This is a genomic window from Acinetobacter radioresistens DSM 6976 = NBRC 102413 = CIP 103788 (assembly GCF_006757745.1).
Classification (GTDB): domain Bacteria; phylum Pseudomonadota; class Gammaproteobacteria; order Pseudomonadales; family Moraxellaceae; genus Acinetobacter; species Acinetobacter radioresistens.
This window is the reverse complement of record NZ_AP019740.1, coordinates 39734-57610: the sequence shown is the minus strand read 5'-3', so window position 1 is coordinate 57610 and position 17877 is coordinate 39734. Positions and strand designations below refer to the sequence as shown.

15 protein-coding genes and 1 pseudogene are annotated in these 17877 nt (G+C 42.5%); 7 read left to right on the top strand and 9 right to left on the bottom strand.

The features are described from left to right. Positions 1-18 precede the first annotated feature (18 nt). Entirely contained in the window at positions 19-1296 is a 1278-nt protein-coding gene (gene tviB, locus ACRAD_RS00265; RefSeq protein ID WP_005023755.1) for a Vi polysaccharide biosynthesis UDP-N-acetylglucosamine C-6 dehydrogenase TviB, read from the bottom strand. A 362-nt stretch (positions 1297-1658) separates the two neighbouring features. Here tviB and ACRAD_RS00260 point away from each other — a divergent pair, with 362 nt between their 5' ends. From ACRAD_RS00260 to ACRAD_RS00240, 5 genes are all read left to right on the top strand, one after another. After that, complete coding sequence (locus ACRAD_RS00260; RefSeq protein ID WP_005023757.1) at positions 1659-2738, top strand: polysaccharide biosynthesis/export family protein; 1080 nt, start codon at positions 1659-1661, stop codon at positions 2736-2738. A gap of 2 nt (positions 2739-2740) precedes the next feature. Further along, a complete protein-coding gene (locus ACRAD_RS00255; RefSeq protein WP_005017405.1) occupies positions 2741-3169 on the top strand; it encodes a low molecular weight protein-tyrosine-phosphatase in 429 nt (142 codons plus the stop codon). Positions 3170-3186: 17 nt separating this feature from the next. Then, the gene (locus tag ACRAD_RS00250) at positions 3187-5370 is read left to right on the top strand and encodes a polysaccharide biosynthesis tyrosine autokinase (protein ID WP_005023759.1); all 2184 of its coding nucleotides are present in this window, start codon (positions 3187-3189) and stop codon (positions 5368-5370) included. A gap of 208 nt (positions 5371-5578) precedes the next feature. Continuing rightward, entirely contained in the window at positions 5579-6283 is a 705-nt protein-coding gene (locus ACRAD_RS00245) for an FKBP-type peptidyl-prolyl cis-trans isomerase (protein WP_005023763.1), read from the top strand. Positions 6284-6329: 46 nt separating this feature from the next. Continuing rightward, positions 6330-7019 carry an FKBP-type peptidyl-prolyl cis-trans isomerase gene (locus tag ACRAD_RS00240; RefSeq protein ID WP_005017411.1) on the top strand — a complete coding sequence of 230 codons (690 nt, stop codon included), beginning with the start codon at positions 6330-6332 and terminating at the stop codon, positions 7017-7019. On the opposite strand, the gene ACRAD_RS00235 is transcribed toward ACRAD_RS00240, so the two are convergent. Continuing rightward, positions 7011-8105 (bottom strand): RNA-guided endonuclease InsQ/TnpB family protein, encoded by a 1095-nt coding sequence (locus tag ACRAD_RS00235; RefSeq protein ID WP_005023766.1) that lies wholly within the window; start codon positions 8103-8105, stop codon positions 7011-7013. The genes ACRAD_RS00240 and ACRAD_RS00235 overlap by 9 nt on opposite strands. Positions 8106-8125: 20 nt before the next feature. Here ACRAD_RS00235 and tnpA point away from each other — a divergent pair, with 20 nt between their 5' ends. Beyond that, complete coding sequence (tnpA, locus tag ACRAD_RS00230; protein WP_005023768.1) at positions 8126-8539, top strand: IS200/IS605 family transposase; 414 nt, start codon at positions 8126-8128, stop codon at positions 8537-8539. A gap of 142 nt (positions 8540-8681) precedes the next feature. Here the strand turns inward: tnpA and murJ are convergent, their stop codons facing one another. Next, positions 8682-10223: a murein biosynthesis integral membrane protein MurJ gene (gene murJ, locus ACRAD_RS00225; protein WP_005023769.1), complete on the bottom strand. Its 1542-nt coding sequence runs from the start codon at positions 10221-10223 to the stop codon at positions 8682-8684. A gap of 69 nt (positions 10224-10292) precedes the next feature. After that, positions 10293-10871, bottom strand: coding sequence for a 1,6-anhydro-N-acetylmuramyl-L-alanine amidase AmpD (ampD, locus tag ACRAD_RS00220; RefSeq protein WP_005023770.1), 579 nt, complete (start codon positions 10869-10871; stop codon positions 10293-10295). 145 nt (positions 10872-11016) lie between these two features. Here ampD and nadC point away from each other — a divergent pair, with 145 nt between their 5' ends. Then, entirely contained in the window at positions 11017-11862 is an 846-nt protein-coding gene (gene nadC, locus ACRAD_RS00215) for a carboxylating nicotinate-nucleotide diphosphorylase (RefSeq protein ID WP_005023773.1), read from the top strand. A gap of 8 nt (positions 11863-11870) precedes the next feature. Here the strand turns inward: nadC and ACRAD_RS16395 are convergent, their stop codons facing one another. The 5 genes and pseudogenes from ACRAD_RS16395 to ACRAD_RS00190 form a co-directional block, all read right to left on the bottom strand. Next, positions 11871-12014: an ABZJ_00068 family colistin stress protein gene (locus tag ACRAD_RS16395; protein WP_016801140.1), complete on the bottom strand. Its 144-nt coding sequence runs from the start codon at positions 12012-12014 to the stop codon at positions 11871-11873. Between the two features lie 356 nt (positions 12015-12370). Further along, positions 12371-14534 (bottom strand): annotated as a pseudogene (locus ACRAD_RS00210) (phosphocholine-specific phospholipase C). A gap of 284 nt (positions 14535-14818) precedes the next feature. Beyond that, entirely contained in the window at positions 14819-15535 is a 717-nt protein-coding gene (gene rph, locus ACRAD_RS00200) for a ribonuclease PH (protein WP_005017425.1), read from the bottom strand. 69 nt (positions 15536-15604) lie between these two features. Next, positions 15605-16777, bottom strand: coding sequence for a fatty acid desaturase family protein (locus ACRAD_RS00195; protein ID WP_005023779.1), 1173 nt, complete (start codon positions 16775-16777; stop codon positions 15605-15607). A 32-nt stretch (positions 16778-16809) separates the two neighbouring features. Continuing rightward, positions 16810-17829: a flavin reductase family protein gene (locus tag ACRAD_RS00190; protein ID WP_005023781.1), complete on the bottom strand. Its 1020-nt coding sequence runs from the start codon at positions 17827-17829 to the stop codon at positions 16810-16812. Positions 17830-17877: the final 48 nt, after the last annotated feature.

Genomic DNA, 17877 nt, shown 5'->3' with positions numbered 1-17877 from the left:
TTTTATGGTCCCTATAAATTACAGACGAAGGTCAGATTCAGATTGATCCAGTACATATTTTAGATCATATAAAATATGCGCGGACTTGCCCAAGGCACGTAATGCTTCAGCACCCATAGCTTTAAACTGATCATGGGCAACGGCCAGAATCACTGCATCATACTGATCCTGCTCCAGGTTTGCGACTGGAGTAATCCCGTATTCATGTTGAGCTTCGCTTGCATCTACCCATGGGTCATACACATCGGCAGCAATATTGTATTCTGTCAGTTCATTAACAATATCAATAGTTTTGGTGTTACGAATATCCGGGCAGTTTTCTTTAAAACTTAAGCCTAAAACCAGAACCTTGGCACCTTCGACCTGAATTTTTTTCTTGATCATGGCTTTGACCAATTGGGTCACCACATAAGCCCCCATGCCATCATTTAAACGGCGACCTGCCAAAATAATTTCAGGGTGATAACCGATAGACTGTGCTTTATGAGTTAAATAGTACGGATCGACACCAATACAGTGCCCTCCGACCAGACCTGGACGGAATGGCAAGAAATTCCATTTGGTACCGGCAGCCTGCAAAACCGCTTCAGTATCAATGCCCATTTTATTAAAGATCACTGCCAGTTCATTGATCAAAGCAATATTGACATCACGCTGGGTATTTTCAATAACTTTGGCCGCTTCAGCTACTTTAATGCTGGTCGCTTTATGCGTACCTGCCTCAATTACCAAGTTATATACCTGATCAATAAATTCAGCGACTTCAGGGGTAGAGCCTGAGGTAATTTTCAGAATATTGGTCACTCGGTGCAGTTTATCACCTGGGTTAATTCGTTCCGGACTATAACCGGCAAAGAAATCCTGATTGAACTTCAGGTCTGATACCTGTTCCAGAACCGGAATACAGGTCTCTTCAGTGGCTCCCGGATATACTGTGGACTCATAGACCACCACATCACCTTTTTTAAGCACTTGACCAATACTGGTCGAAGCCTTAACAAGCGGGGTTAAGTCTGGCTGTTTAAATTCATCAATAGGGGTAGGCACAGTCACAATAAAAAAGTTACAGCTTTTTAAATCTTCTAAATTTGCTGAATAACTGAGCTGATTTGCCTGTTTGAGTTCTTCTGGGGAAACTTCTAGGGTATGATCTTGACCACTTCTAAGTTCATCAATTCGTTTTTGGTAGATATCAAAACCGATAACAGGTACTTTTTTACCAAACTCTACCGCCAGAGGTAAACCCACGTAGCCTAGGCCTATAATTGCTATTTTTAATTCAGGGAGTTGCAACATAGAACAGCCTTTATCCTTATATGTTAAAATCAACAATTTCTGTAATAGAAAAACTTAGCAAGTCATTAAGGGACAGTAATATAACAGAAAAATTTCAATAGAATTTCTTCATTAAAAGTCATTTTGTTTATTTCTGTTATCTTTTGTTTTATATAAAAAATTTAAAAATAAATATATTTATATATAAAATTTTTAAATTACATTATTCTGACAAGTACACAAATTTATACAAACTATACAAACCAAGAAATTCTTCTAGTGTATTCCATGTTTTTTTCAGTTAAGATTTCTGCGCATTGAGTATCAATTTTATATTGTTCATTGAATTAAACAAATTAGAGATAAATATATAAGGGTCAAGCGTGAAATTTTACCAAGCTCTTTTTTTATTGGGTTTCGGCCTCGGTTCTACAGGATGTGCGATTACTTCAGGTTTTCAAACTTATAATTTGCCAGAAGAAGGGGTGTATCAGACTGAGCTTGGTACACCATTAAATATTGTAAAAATTACACAAGATAATTTATCTGCCATTCAACCAGCTACGGTCAATTTTCAGCGTGACTATGCTCACTTGTTTCAAAATAGTCCACATACCTATTTATTAAGTCCAGGAGATGTTCTTTCCATACAACTGTGGGCTTATCCAGAAATTAGCGGGAACAGTACCGATCCCGCAAATGGTTATCAGATTGATCAAAGTGGATATATACATTTTCCCATGATTGGACGCTATAAAGCCGCAGGTAAAAGTTTAGTCAAAGTTAACCAAGAACTTCGTTCTCAGCTTTCTCGTTACTTAAAAAATCCTGATGTCATTGCACGTGTAATATCTTACCAAGGAAAACATATTTCAATTTTTGGGAATGTTGAAAAGTCTGGACAAATCAACTTAAATGATCAACCCATGACGCTGTATAATGCCTTAAGTATGTCAGGTGGGGCCGCAGAAAACACCAGTAATACCTACGTGCAGCTTATTCGTAATAGTATGACATATGACTTAAATATTATTGAGTTAGAACGTGCAGGAATGTCACTACATAATTTAATTCTGCAACCTAATGATACCATCTACGTCAGTACTCGAGAAAATCAAAAAATATATGTGATGGGAGAAGCCAGTAAAAATCAGGCATTATCTATACGTGACCAGGGTATGAGCTTAGGTGATGTGCTAGGTGAAAGTCAGGGCATTAATCCACTTTCAGCAAGTGCAGGACGTATTTATGTTTTACGTACGAATCTTAATGATCGAAGTACAGAGCTTTATCATCTTGATTTAAGTAATATAGGTGATTTCGGACTAGCCAATCAGTTTAAAATGCGTAATAACGATGTCGTCTATATTGACTCGACTGGCTTAACTCGTTGGCAACGTGTCATTGGACAGATTGTTCCATTCTCTAATGCTATTTATAGTTTTGATCGTTTAGGTAACTAATAATGGCCATTAAGAATATTCTGGTTGTGTGTATCGGAAATATCTGCCGTAGTCCAATGGCGGAGTATTTTTTAAAGCAAGAATTTCCAGAGCTTCATATTGAATCAGCTGGAATTTCTGGTTTAACAGGTCATACAGCAGATGAGAAAGCTCAGCTTTGTATGCAGCGCTTAGGTATGGATATGCAATCGCATATTGCCAAAAAATTAAATGCCGAGTTAATTAAAAAAGCTGATCTTGTACTGGTCATGAGTCAGAATCAGCAAAAACATATTGAACAGAGTTGGCCTTTTGCTAAAGGAAAAACCTTTCGGCTGGGTCACTGGCAGAATAAAAATGTACCAGATCCTTATCAGCATGATCAGCAGGTATTTGATGAAACCTGTGAACTGATTCAAAGCTGTATTGCGGACTGGAAAAAATATATTTAACTTTTGAACCAAGAATTATGAGCCAAAATACCACCACTGAAGATACCATTGACCTAAAGGAACTGTTTTTTTCCTTGATTGCGCAGTGGAAGTTGATCGCCCTCTGTACGATTTTAAGCCTAGTTTGTGCTTTACTTTATCTCAGGACTACACCGAATATTTATCAAGTTGATGCTATGGTGCAAGTAGAAGATAAAAAGGGGGCTTCTGCAGCATTACTAGGCGATCTGTCTGAGATGGTTGAACAAAAGTCTCCAGCACAGGCAGAAATCGAAATTTTAAAATCTCGTTTAATTCTTGGTAATGTTATCCATTCTTTAAATCTTGATGTGCAGATTTCAAGCACTGAAGACAGTTTTATACAACGTTTACTTCATAAGCCTGAATTTCAAACTAAATATTCTAACCAATCAGTTGTTTTTAAAGACGGGAATAAGACTTTTAGTCTCCGTCAATTTGATGTACCCTCTTATTACTTAGACAGAAATCTACAGCTAATTTTTGAGAATAATAATTTTATTTTAACTGATACGATAACGCATGAGCCAATCTTTAAAGGTTTGCTCAACCGTAACAATCAGTTTAATTCCCAATATGGTCTATGGAAAGTTGCCATATATAGTAAGGACCAGTTAGCTGATACCTATAATATTAAAAAACTTTCCTTACCTGCCGCAGTAAATACTATTTCTGCCCCCTTTTCTGTAGCAGAAAAGGGTAAACAGTCTGGTATTCTAGGATTGAATTATGAAGGTACAGATAAGCAGCATATTACACAGGTCCTAAATGCGATATTAGCAGCGTATAGTCAGCAAAATATTGAACGGCGTACAGCCGAAACTGCCCAAACCTTAAAATTTCTAGATGAACAGCTTCCACAATTAAAACAGCAGCTTGATAAATCTGAACGTGAATTTAATAATTTTCGTGAGCGTTTCAATACGGTTGATGTCACTAAAGAGTCTGAATTATATTTAACTCAGAGCATTACGTTAGAAACCCAAAAAATAGAGCTGCAGCAGAAACAGGCAGAGATGGCAGCTAAATATACTGCTGAACATCCACAAATGCGTGAAATTAATGCCCAGCTTGGTGCAGTAAATAATAAAATCAATGAACTGAATGGTACATTAAAACGATTACCTGAATTACAACGACAATATTTACAGTTATTTCGTGAAGTTGAAGTAAACCAGCAACTTTACACCACCTTACTTAACTCTTATCAGCAGCTGCGCGTAGCTAAAGCTGGTGAAATTGGTAGTGTCCGTATTATCGATACTGCAGTTGAGCCATTAGGACCAATTAAACCTAGAAAACCTTTAATTCTAGGAATATCTCTTTTTATTGGGGCATTTATAGGGATATTACTTGCATTACTACGTAATATGATGCGCTCAGGCGTAAAAGATTCGAGCCAAATTGAAAATGAATTAGATTTACCTGTTTACGCAACTGTTCCTCGTTCTCCTGTACAGGAGAGCCGTATTAAGCTTCTTAAAAAGAAAAAACATATTCCTGTTCTCGCAGTTAAGAATAGTGATGATATTGCCATTGAAAGCCTGCGCAGCTTACGTACTGCAATTAATTTTGCTTTAGCAAATGCTAAAAATAATATCATCATGATCGCAGGACCTGCACCGGAGGTGGGGAAATCATTTATTTCAACCAATCTTTCTGCAATTTTTGCCCAAAGTGATAAACGCGTATTACTCATTGATGCTGATATGCGTCGTGGCTATCTGCATAAGTATTTTAATGTAAATACACAGCCAGGACTGTCTGAATATCTAAACGGGCAAAATAATCTATCTGATGTAATTCATGAGACTGAAATTAAAAATTTATATATGATGAGTCGGGGAAAAAGTCCAGCTAATCCTTCTGAATTATTAAGCTCTACAGCTTTTAGTACAATGCTAGAGCAACTTTCCAGTCAATATGATCATATTATTATTGATACTCCACCGGTACTGGCCGTGACTGATGGAATTATTATTTCTCAATATAGTGGTGTAAACCTGATTATTGCCCGCCATGCTAAAACACAAGTGAAAGAGCTGGAGATTACAGTGAATCGCTTTGAGCAGGCAGGCGTAAAAGTTAATGGCTTTATACTGAACGATATTCAGCATACTGCAGCAGGTTATGGTTATGGCTATAACTATGCTTATGCTTATCAGGCAAAAAAAGATGATTAAATCAGTTTTGAAATAATTTAAAAGCCGGAGTTTATTCCGGCTTTTTATTTTACGGTAGCAGATAGATTGTTATACAAGTTTAAAGTAGGATTTTAATGCACAGAAAAAACATATTGTTTGATTGCAAAATATTCTATGCTAAAAGAGTTAGATGACCTGATTACCCCATGGTCTATGTTAAAAGATAAAATGAACTGGAACGCCCTTTATGAGTAAAGCCTTACCTATTGCTGTTGCTGTTATCCTCGGCGGTGCTGCCCTGATCCCTGTTTACTATGCCAGCCAGCATCCTGTGACGCATACCGGTAATGTTAGCAAAGATGCCTCTTCAATCCAGAAAATCAGTTATGCGCTGGGTTATGAAGTTGCACATCAAACTCCACCAGAACTTGATGTTGACAGTTTTGTAACTGGTATCCGTCAGGGACACGCCCGTGCCAAGCCAGCTTATACTGAAGAAGAGCTACAGGCAGCGTATGTGCAGTTCCAGCAAGATATGCAGAAAAAGCAGCTTGAACAGGCTCAAAAAGCTGAATCTGACAGTAACAGCTTTTTGACTGAAAATGCCAAAAAAGCTGGTGTACAGACTACAGCTTCAGGGTTGCAATATAAAATCATTAAAGAGGGTACAGGCAAGCAGCCTACTGCTACTTCCCGTGTGACAGTTCACTATAAAGGCCAGCTGACAGATGGAAAAGTATTTGACAGCTCTTATGACCGTGGCGAGCCAGTCGAGTTCCCTTTAAACCAAGTCATTCCGGGATGGACAGAAGGCTTACAATTACTGAAAGAAGGCGGCAAGGCTACCTTGTATATACCTGCTAAACTTGGTTATGGTGAACAAGGCGTACCTGGTACGATTCCACCAAACAGTACTCTAATTTTTGATGTAGAGCTGCTTAAAGTACAATAATAATGCACAGGAGGGTCTGATTGCCCTCTACCCTTCAGGATTTTTTATGAAAAAAACACTGCTCGCTTCTATTTTAATCTCGGCCAGCTTCTCTGTCTGGGCGTTACCTGTGACCAATAAAAGTCCGCAAAAAGACCAGCTGGGTTATAGCTATGGCTATGTCATGGGTCGTACCAATGCAGATACCTTGAAAGACCTTAATCTGGAAGCTTTTATTCAGGGCCTAAAAGAAGGCTCTGAAGGCAAGTCTGCCCGTTTGACTGAAGAGGAAATGGCCCGAGCCTTAACTCAATATAAAAAGCAGGCGGAAGCTGAACAGCTGATTGAATTTCAGAAGATGGCTGCCAAAAATGGGCAGGCCGGTGCAGTATTCTTAGCAGAAAATATGAAAAAGCCTGGTATTATTAGCACCAAATCTGGCCTGCAATATCAAATTATTCGAGCGGGGCAGGGAAAAACTCCCAAGCCAACCTCACAGGTCAAAGTACATTATGAAGGCCGTTTACTGGATGGTACCGTGTTTGACAGTTCAATTGCACGTAGCCAACCGGTAGATTTTCAGCTGAACCAGGTCATTGAAGGTTGGTCTGAGGGTTTACAGACCATGAAAGAAGGCGGTAAAAGCCGTTTCTTTATTCCAGCCAAGCTGGCTTATGGTGAAATTGGTTCCGGTGACGCTATTCCACCGAATAGTACCTTAATTTTTGATGTAGAGCTTTTGCAGATTTTACCTTAATTTCTGTTCTTTGACATCCTCCCCGACCTTTAGGACAGGGATTCCTCCTACGAGACGCTCATGTCCGAGCGCAAGAATGTTGAGTGCTGAGTTTATATCTCTATCGTGGAATGTACCGCATTCCACACACTGCCATTCTCTTATTCCAAGCCCTGCTCTACCTTTCGGACTACTGGAGCGTGAACCACAGCACGAACAAGTCTGGGTGGTATATGCCTCGTTGACTTCTTCATACCATACTCCTGCGTTCTCGCATTTATACTTGAGCATGGATCGAAGTGTTGTCCAACCTGCATCTAGCACAGACTTGGCTAGTTTGGTCTGTGCCAATGCTTTGGCATTGACATTGCCAACGAAGATTGCTGCATGTTCATTCACCAGTTTATGGCTGAATTGATGCAACATATTTTGTCGTATATTTTTAATTTTGGCATGTATCGCTTTGACACGTTTCTTATTTTTTGCACGTTGTGCAATACCAAGTCTTTGTTCGTATTGGCGATAAATTTGAGGGGCTTTGAGTTTCATCCCATTTGAACAGGTCGCTAAATCTTTTAAGCCTAAATCTATGCCTATTGATGTTTTTGCATTGGTCTTTACTTGTTGAACATTTTCAACCACTAGACATACATACCAGCGTCTACGACTGTCTTCTACAAACGAGCCTGTTTTGATATTATATTTACTTAGTCCATAACTGTCCCATAGTTTGAATTGGTGCTTGCCATATTGAATATAGCCATCAGCATATTTGATTGCTACTTTCTTGAAGGGTATCCAACCTAACGAACGCCTAGCCGATTTCTTATTACTAACACGCCATTTTAGTTTTGCTTTCTTGAATTGCTTGCGTCTTATGACTAATTCTTCTGTGACAGCCTGAATAGTTTGGCTATGCAGATTACATTCTTTAGATGCGCCTTTAGTATATTTAGCAACGTCATAAGCTGAAAAGAATTGCTGTTTTCTTTGCAGATACTTGAAACACAAATCATTGACGTAATTCCAGACAAAGTTTACCTCTAATGCTAGTTGGTCTAACTCCTTGCAATATTTGTCTTTTATGCGTAGTTTAAGTGTCTTCATCACTAAAATATATTTGGTCTATGAGTAATAGTCAAGAGATTAGGACAGGTCGCCATTGTGTTTTTAATATGCACGTTCATTTAGTCTTTGTGGCTAAATATCGTAGCGATGTTTTTACCAAAGCTATGCTTGAAACAATGCGTGATGTGTTTGAGCGTGTTTGCCTTGATTTTGAAGCAGAATTAGTAGAATTTGACGGTGAAGATGACCATGCCTATTTACTTGTAAATTATCCACCTAAAGTTGCTATTTCTAGCTTGGTCAATAGTTTAAAGGGCGCATCAAGTCGTATTTTACGCACTAAACACCCCGAAATTAAAAACAAACTATGGGGTAATGCCTTATGGTCGCCCAGTTATTTTGCAGCCAGCTGTGGTGGTGCTCCAATTTCAATCATTAAACAATATATTAAGAGCCAGCAAACACCTCATTAGTAATCCTAGCTAACCCCTACAAGGGGGACTAGCGGATTGCAGCCTTATATTACCGCCCTGAAGGGTGAGGTTTTACGGCTATCCTGATAAAAAAACCGCCTATATAGAGGCGGTTTTTTATTTATATCGTAGTAAAACTGGCTTAATGCTTGAGCTGGCGAGGATGAAAACCGCTGATCAGCAAACCAACAGCATAAGCTAGAACTCCGACTATACACAGTCCTGCCACTTCAGCCACACGTAACCACTGTGAAAGCTCGCCGTTATACCACTGTAAGCCAAACCATAAGGCAGTTGCCATTATGGTGTTGGCGACCACAAATTGTATAAACAGTTTTTTCCAGTGGCTACCGAAGCGGAAAATATTACGCTTATGCAGGTAATAGTAAAGCAGACCGGCATTGGCAAGTGCAGAACCTGAAGAGGCTAATGCCAGCGCCATATGCTCTGCATGCCAGTTGATCAGTTTAAAAAATCCAATAAAGACTATATTCAATATAGCATTGGTTGCAACTGCAATCAGGCCAACACGGACTGGAGTCTTGGTATCCTGCTGGGCATAGAAGCCAGGTGCAAAGACTTTAATCAGCATAAAGGCAATTACTCCCGCACTCATACATTGCAGTGCCAGTGCTGTCATTCGGGTATCTTCCCAAGTAAATTCACCACGCTCAAATAACGCCTGAATGATCGGTGTAGAGAGCATAAACAGTGCAATACTGGCTGGAATACCAACCAGCATGATTACGCGGGCTGCCCAGTCCAGCATGCCACGGAATTTGGTCTGATCCTGCTCGGCATGACGGGCTGAAAGTGAAGGCAGGATCACCGTACCAATCGCGACACCGATTAGACCCAGCGGCAATTCAGTCATCCGTTCGGCACTATACAGCCATGAGACCGAACCATCCTGCATAAAGGAGGCCCAGATGGTGTTCAGTAACAGGTTAATCTGGGTAACTGACACCCCGAACAGTGCTGGCAGCATCAGTTTAAGAATACGTTCTACCCCTTCATGCTTGAAATCCACTTTAGGTGGAATCAGCAGTTTTTTACGCCACAGTTCCGGTATCTGAATCGCCAGTTGTAGAATACCAGCGACAACCACAGCCCAGCCCAATGCCATGATTGGCTCAGCCATATACGGCGTCAGCCACCAAGCCCCAGCAATCATCGCGACATTAAGAAGTACGGGTGAAAAAGCTGGTGTACTAAAAGAACCATAGCTGTTTAAAATACTGCTGGCAAAAGCCGTCAGTGACATAAACATCAGGTAAGGAATAGTCAGGCGGAACATGTCGACTGCCAAATCAAACTTGGCCGGATCATCATGAAATCCTGGTGCATAGATATACAGAATAGCCGGTGCTGCTACCATCGCGATAAAGGTTAATAGTGTCATGACCGTCAGCAGGCAGCCAAAAACCCGGCTAATCAGGATCTGGACTTCAGCATGAGTACGGCTGGTTTTATATTCAGTTAAAACTGGAATAAAGGCCTGCGAGAATGCACCTTCAGCAAACAGACGCCTGAAAAAGTTAGGGATACGAAAGGCCACCACAAAGGTATCGAAATCCTTGCCAGCACCAAATACATTAAGCAGGACCACATCACGTACCAGTCCCAGTACCCGTGACAGCATGGTCATTGCACTTACAATAAAGGTCGATCGCCACAGCGCCATGTATCCACCCAAGCCAAAAAGAAAGACGTTATTGTAATGAAAGTGCAGTAAAATTGCGTTGTAAAATCATCAATAAGATGACTGCTTTTTCTGCTTTAATAATTCCCTGAAATGTGCCCAGTCAAAATGGGGCCCTGGATCGGTTTTTCGTCCCGGCGCAATATCGCTGTGGCCGGCAATATGCTGGCCAATTTTAGGGTAAGCCTGTTGCAAGACAATCGTCACTTCAGCCAGCACCTGATATTGAATCTCGCAAAACTCAGTATCATCACTGCCCTCAAGTTCAACCCCGATAGAATAATCATTACACTCTACCCTGCCCAGATAGCTGGAGCGGCCCGCGTGCCAGGCACGATCATTGAAATTGACGAACTGCAGGACTTCACCGCTACGCAGGATCAAAAGATGGGTTGAAACCTGCATACCGCGAATGGTCTGGAAATAAGGATGCGCATTCCAGTCAAGCTGGTTCTGAAAAAACTGTTCAATATAGCCCCCCCCAAATTGTGACGGCGGCAGGCTAATGTTATGCACGACAATCAGCTGGATTTCACATGGCTCGGGACGCTGGTTAAAATTGGGAGAGCTGATCTGTCTGGCCCCCATTAATTTTCCGTCAATTACCTGAAATGTGGGAGCTGTATGCATAAATTTATCCGTTTAGAAAATCTGTAGGTGAGCCTGAACCAGTGATCTGGACGCTGAAAAGCAGGATGAAAAACTGTCTCTTTCCAGCGGGACAATGCTAATATATCGCACAATTTTTATGGGTACATCACGATACGGAAATTATATGAGCATTCCTGCCTCTTTGCTTGAACAGTCGATTCAGATCAATATCCAGCAGGCCCTGCAAGAAGATATCGGTATGGGTGACATCACGGCTTTATTAACGCCTGAAGATGAACAGGCAACTGCAACTATTATCAGTCGGGAAGATATGATACTGGCAGGACAGCCTTGGGTGAATAGCCTGATTCAGACTTATGACCCTAAGATAGAAGTGATCTGGCTAAAAAATGATGGTGACCGGGTACAGGCGAATGAGGCTTTTCTAAAACTGGCTGGCTCTGCACGCAGTCTGCTCACTGTGGAACGCCCTGCCCTAAACTTTATTCAGACTTTATCAGCTGTCGCAACCAAAGTAGCCGACTATGTTCAGCGACTTAACGGGCTGAATACCAAGCTTCTTGATACCCGCAAGACTCTGCCTGGGCTACGTATTGCCCAGAAATATGCAGTTGCAGTGGGTGGTGGACAAAATCACCGTTTGGGTCTGTTTGATGCTTTCCTGATTAAGGAAAATCATATTATGGCAGCTGGCGGTATTGCCCAAGCCATTGCTAAAGCCCATGACATTGCACCTGGTAAACCGGTTGAAGTTGAAGTTGAAACCTGGGATGAACTTAATCAGGCCTTAAACGCTGGTGCAGATATTGTCATGCTGGATAATTTTAGCACTCAGCAAATGCAGGATGCGGTTCAACATGTAGCGGGACGCTGCAAACTGGAAGCTTCAGGTAATATCACCCTGGAAAATCTGCGAGAAGTTGCCTCGACAGGCGTAGATTATATTTCGATGGGTGCCCTGACCAAAGATATAAAAGCTGTTGATTTATCAATGCGTTTTAATGGCTAATACAGAAATTAATTAACAGTTTCCTCACTCTGGTCGGTAGTTTCGGCTGTCTGCCAGGCTGATTCAGCCGTATTTTTTTCTTGGGAGCGTGGATCACAGGCCATTAATGCGAATGTAATAAAAGAAATTAAAATAATAAACAGTTTCAGCAAAAGTATAGTTCCTTATAGGTTAGGTCATAATGAGAAGGTATAAAACACATTAACTTATTCAGATAGACTGCGACGCAGGTTTAAGCCTTTCTATGTATTTTATTGGTTATATTTTGTAGGGGTGAATAAATTGCTGTATTGCCTTGAGTCAAGAAGGCTAATTTATATCATATATGGGGTTAAAATTATGAATTTCAATAGATTATACTTTTTATTTTAGACTCTTTAGATTCTCTTTTATATCATCTGTTCTTTTGAGCTCCTCTGGTTAGAGCCAAAAAGGAAGAGTGTGCTCAAGGCAGGAAAAGTACTGGCTATAACCGGTTTAAATAAACATTATAGCCAGCCAGTTAAGATTAAACCGAATAACCCATAAATGGATCAGAGTAAGAATCTTTTCCTGTTTCAATCCGTCCGGCAAAGCGGCGTTTGAATTCGGGCTCATTTTCTAGACTGACCGTAAAATCATACCAGCCGTACCATTCACTCATATCCAGTAACAGCTCGGTTTCCGCCGTGCGGGTTTCTATGTGCCAGGACTTGTTTAAATAGGCATTGGCCTGAATCACCAGCTTTGCTGTTTTTTGACTCTCACTTCTGAGTTTTAGATATATTTTTGGTTCACACTCTTCTACACATATCCGAATTTCAGGCAGACTTTCACTATAAAGTTTGCTGTGAAGATTCCCCTGAAAACTCCGGTGAAAACCATTTGGTCCCAGTACCCACAAGTCATATCTGCCGTCATGTACAGACCAGATATCGTCTAGCTGTTTCCCTGCTTCTACCATATAACGTCGCGGAATAGCTTCCAGATCAAGCTTGTCATAAACATGAAAAACTGCTGCCTGCTCGCCGGTATTGGAAAAAATTAGCTGAACCTGCTGTCGGGCCAGTTCGACCTTGGCGCTACAGTGCAAAATATAGGGTAAGGCACGTGACAGGCGTATACCAGTCTGCTGTAGTGGCATGTTCTGGTTTTTCGGTACAGCCAGCTGTGGCAATAAAGCCTGCGTTAGACGGATTGCATCTGCTTCCTGTCTGGATTTCTGCCCAGGCAGCTCAGGTAGAATGTCCAGATTAGGAGTTTTAAAATTAAAGGCGGAGGTCAAGTCACCACAGACTGCGCGGCGGTAAGGGCTGATATTGGGTTCCTGTATTCCAAAGCGCTGTTCCATAAAACGTAAAATAGAGGTATGGTCAAAAACCTGTGAGTTTACCCAGCCACCACGGCTCCAAGGTGAAAGGATATACAATGGCACACGTACGCCTGGACCATATACCCGGCCATCCGGCTTGGGTTGTGATTTGGAACCTGCCACCGCAGGGTGATTGAAATATTCATAAGAAAGCTGCTGCTCGGTTAAGGTTGTTTTGCCGTGTAACTGGCCAGTCTGATCTTTTGAGGGTGCACTTGGCGATGGTATATGGTCAAAGAAGCCATCATTTTCATCAAAATTGACCAATAATACGGTCTGGCTCCAGATGTGCGGATTTTCTGTGAGAGCATTTAAAACTTCTTGGATATACCATGCACCTTGTACCGGGCTGGAAGGCCCGGGATGTTCACTATAAGTTGCGGGCGCTACTATCCAGCTCACCTGTGGTAACTGACCCTGCTGGATATCTTCTTTAAAACTGCCGAGAAACCCGCCATCTGGCATGGTATTGGCAATACCTTTATAAAGCGGCTGATTGGCATCAATTCTGGCATCGTATGCTGGACTTTTCAAGTCACTGTGACTAACGGGCTGACCAGACTGCTCATTGGCACGGCGATACTGTTTAAAACCGGCTAACGGATTATCTGTAAAGTTATCTGGCATGTTCTGGTAGACCTTCCAGCTGACTCCCGCCTGCTGTAGACGTTCAGGATATGTACTCCATTCATAGCCTTCACTTGAAGGCCCCAGTCCATCAAATTCATTTAATACGCTGGCTACGCCTGCTCCAGTTGGGCCATTGGTACCAGTCCAGATAAATTTGCGGTTCGGATTGGTTCCTGCATGCATGGCACAGTGATAGGCATCACAGATGGTAAAAGCATCTGCCAAGGCAAACTGATATTCCAGTTCCTGTTTTTTATAATATCCCATGGATTGTGGCTGCTTGTACTTGATCCAGTCTCCCATACGGCCATGGTACCAGGCTGCTTGTCCATCTGACCAGGAATGTGGTGTACCACTGACCCGCTGGGCATTACCTTTCGTACTGTCCAGATGATAAGGCAGAACTTTGTTCTGCTGGGCATCATACTGCTCCCAGACTGAACGGCCCTCTTTCAAGGGAATGGTAAAACGGTCCCCGAAACCACGGACTCCTTTTTAAAGTACAAAAATAATTGTCAAAGGAGCGGTTTTCCTGCGTCAGGATAACTACATGTTTGACGTCCTGCAGCGTACCTGTCTCTACTTTGGCATCGATTGCCAGTGCTTTTTGAATACTGAGCGGAAAACTGGCCAGAGCGGCGGTGCCAAACAAGGTTTTACTAGTGGTTAATAAGAATTCACGACGGTCCATTTTAAGTCCTGCTGTTTGTCCAGAGATTAAGGGGCACAGTGCATTTTGCATCCAGAGGGTGAAGGCACTAATGTGCCGGAGTCGGCCTCATCTTCATTACAGGCACTGAGCAGCAGGCTGCCGGTTATGATTAAAACTAAAAATAATTTATGCATTGTCCATTACCCAATAAAGAAGTAAGGACTAGAAATACTGAAAACCAATGACGTTTACGTTATATTTTGATGTCGTTTCCATGAAATAAAAAACGCATCCGAAGATGCGTTTTGAATAGAACATGCAGCTTACCAGCCCAGCGCTTCCTGCTGTTTCTTGATCAGCTCGCTAATTCCCTGTTCTGCCAGCTCCAGCATGGCATTGCATTGGGCACGGGTAAATGGCTTATCTTCTGCAGTCCCCTGAATCTCAATAAATTCACCTGCCTGAGTCATTACCACATTCAGGTCAGTCTGGCAGTTTGAATCTTCTTCATAACACAGGTCCAGTAACACCTCATCCTGATACATGCCGACAGAAATAGCCGCAACTAGCCCTTTTAAGGGATCATGTTTGATTTTTTTGCGCTCGAGCAACACATTCATGGCATCTACCAGTGCAACAGCTGCTCCAGTAATGGCTGCTGTACGCGTACCGCCATCAGCCTGGATCACGTCACAGTCGATAGTAATAGTATTTTCACCCAGTTTTTTCAGATCGACCATTGCACGCAGGCTACGGCCAATCAGGCGCTGGATTTCCTGGGTACGGCCACTCTGCTTGCCGCGTGCCGCTTCACGGTCACTGCGAGTATGGGTAGAGCGCGGTAACATGCCGTATTCAGCAGTTACCCAGCCCTGACCCTGACCTTTTAAAAAGCGAGGTACAGAATTATCGATACTGGCTGTACACAATACTTTGGTATGACCAAACTCAACCAATACTGAGCCTTCGGCATAACGTGTGTAGTTGCGGGTGATTTTGACATCACGTAATTGGTTTAGGGCACGCTGGTCAATACGCATAATCCATCCTATAGCTGGCTCAAAATTGATTGCGCGCTATTATAGCAGATGCATCTCTTTCCCGTGCAGCTACAAATTGTGCTCATTCGAAAAGCGGTTCTTCAGTAAGGTAAATGCTTCCTTCCAGCGGCCTGCCTTGACCTTTTGCAGACTACCTTCCGGTAAAGAGCATTTCGCCAGCCGGACCCATACGCTCGCAAACTGCTGCATAAAACTCGCTTCATTATAGTGAATGCCATATTCTGCACACAGAGCCTTAATTTTCGGCGCCACTTCGGCATAGCGGTTAGCCGGCATATCCGGAAACAGGTGGTGTTCAATCTGGTGACTCAGGTTACCGCTCAGAATATGCAGCCCTTCCGTGCCACTGAAATTACTTGAACCACGAATCTGGCGTAAATACCACTCTGTTCGGCTTTCACTTTCAGTATTGTCTGGCTCGAAGGTTTCGGCATCTTCAGTAAAATGGCCGTTAAAAATTACCGCGGAGGCCCACAGGCTCCGAATTATATTGGCCACCGCATTTCCGGCAAAAACTGGTAAGGCGTTCGGTCCGGCGATTAATGGAAAGAAGATATAGTCTTTAAGTACTTGACGGCGGACTTTCAGGCGCAGTTTTGCTGCATCTTGCCAGACCTGTTTCCATGTTTTGGTTTTATAGACCAGTACATCTTCCAGATGCAGGTTCTGTACACCCACATACCACTCAAAAAACACCATAAGCTGGATTGCCAGTGGAATATTAAATAGAAAGCGCGGCTCCCATTTCTGTGATTCACTGACCCGAAGCAATCCATAACCGACATCATGATCCTTACCGACAATATTGGTATAGGTATGGTGCACATAATTATGGGTATATTTCCAGTCATCTCCCGTCGAGATAGTGTCCCAGTCATAATTTGCCCCATTCAGGCTCGGGTCATTCAGCCAGTCAAACTGGCCATGCATCACGTTATGACCCAGTTCCATATTTTCAACAATTTTAGAAATACCCAGCAAGGTGGTTCCAGCCAGCCAGACTGGTGGGATCCAGCCGGCAAACATCAGCATGCCACGTGAAGCAATTTCACTATAACGGACGAAGTTGCGGATTTTATAGATATACGCTGCATCCTTTTCGCCAAGACTATCCATAACTTCACGGCGGATTGCATCTAATTTTGCACCAAACTGCTGGATTTCTTCAGGTGTTAAATGGCGGGATTTAGAATTTAGTGGATACTGTATGGACATGTTCATGGGTGCTCTCCAATATTTTTAATTTTTTGACTCTAGAGATTAATCTCAAGCGGACTGACTGCCTGACTGATACAAAGCTTGATCTGAACGTTGTTACCATGGTCAATTTCACCGGTCAGCAGATTTCTGGTTGAGCCACTGACCTTGGTACAGGTGCAGGTATTACAGATTCCCATACGGCAACCGTGCGCAGGTCTTAAACCGGCCTGTTCTGCACTGTCCAGCAGATTACCTTTGGCCTCAAATACCTGCTGTGAACGTATGAACCTGACTGGCTGGGCTTCTAGGGTCTCATCCATGACTGGCTGGAAATACTCCTGATGTAACCAGCCCTCTGCCTGTGCCCCATGATAAATATACTGTACCGCCTGCATCATGCCTGGCGTACCACAGGCATAGCTGTGAGTATGGGCAAAATGTGGCACAATAGCCTTGAGTAAAGCCAGGTCCAGATGCTGTTTCTGCTGGGTAGTATTGATAAAATGATAGTTGAGCTGCGGATAGGCCTCTGCTAATTGCTGGATTTCATTATGCAGGACAGTATCACGGCTAAAATACAGCAGATCGATCTGTCTAACCTTTTGTGTCATGGCTTGCTGTAACAGAGCATAAATAGCTGTAATTCCGCTTCCGGAAGCAATCAGTAAAGCAGGCTCCTGACCAGCATGCAGACAGAACTCCCCCTGTGGCTGCGATATTTCAATTACCTCGCCTTTTTTCAGCTGTGACATGGCCCGGGAAACCCGGCCCTGCACCTTAACCCCTAATATCAGCGTACCAGCATCTATAGCGATAATCGAATAACTACGCTGTAAACGTACACCTTCTACTACAACTGTGACCAGAACCGACTGCCCGGCACGATACTGTTGTGTATTAAACCGGTGGCTGGGTCTCAGTTTAATCCGGTACATGTCGGCTGCCAGAGGATAGACACTAATGACTTGTGCCTTGATCCGTTTTAAGGCCAACATCGGGTCAACCTTTTCCAGAAGAAAGTCTACAAAATCTTCACGTATCCATTGTGGCTTGTATTGCATTTGTGCGGTCATCGGTGTTCCTCTTTATGCTAGCTATTTAGTGAGTGAACAAACGTTCTT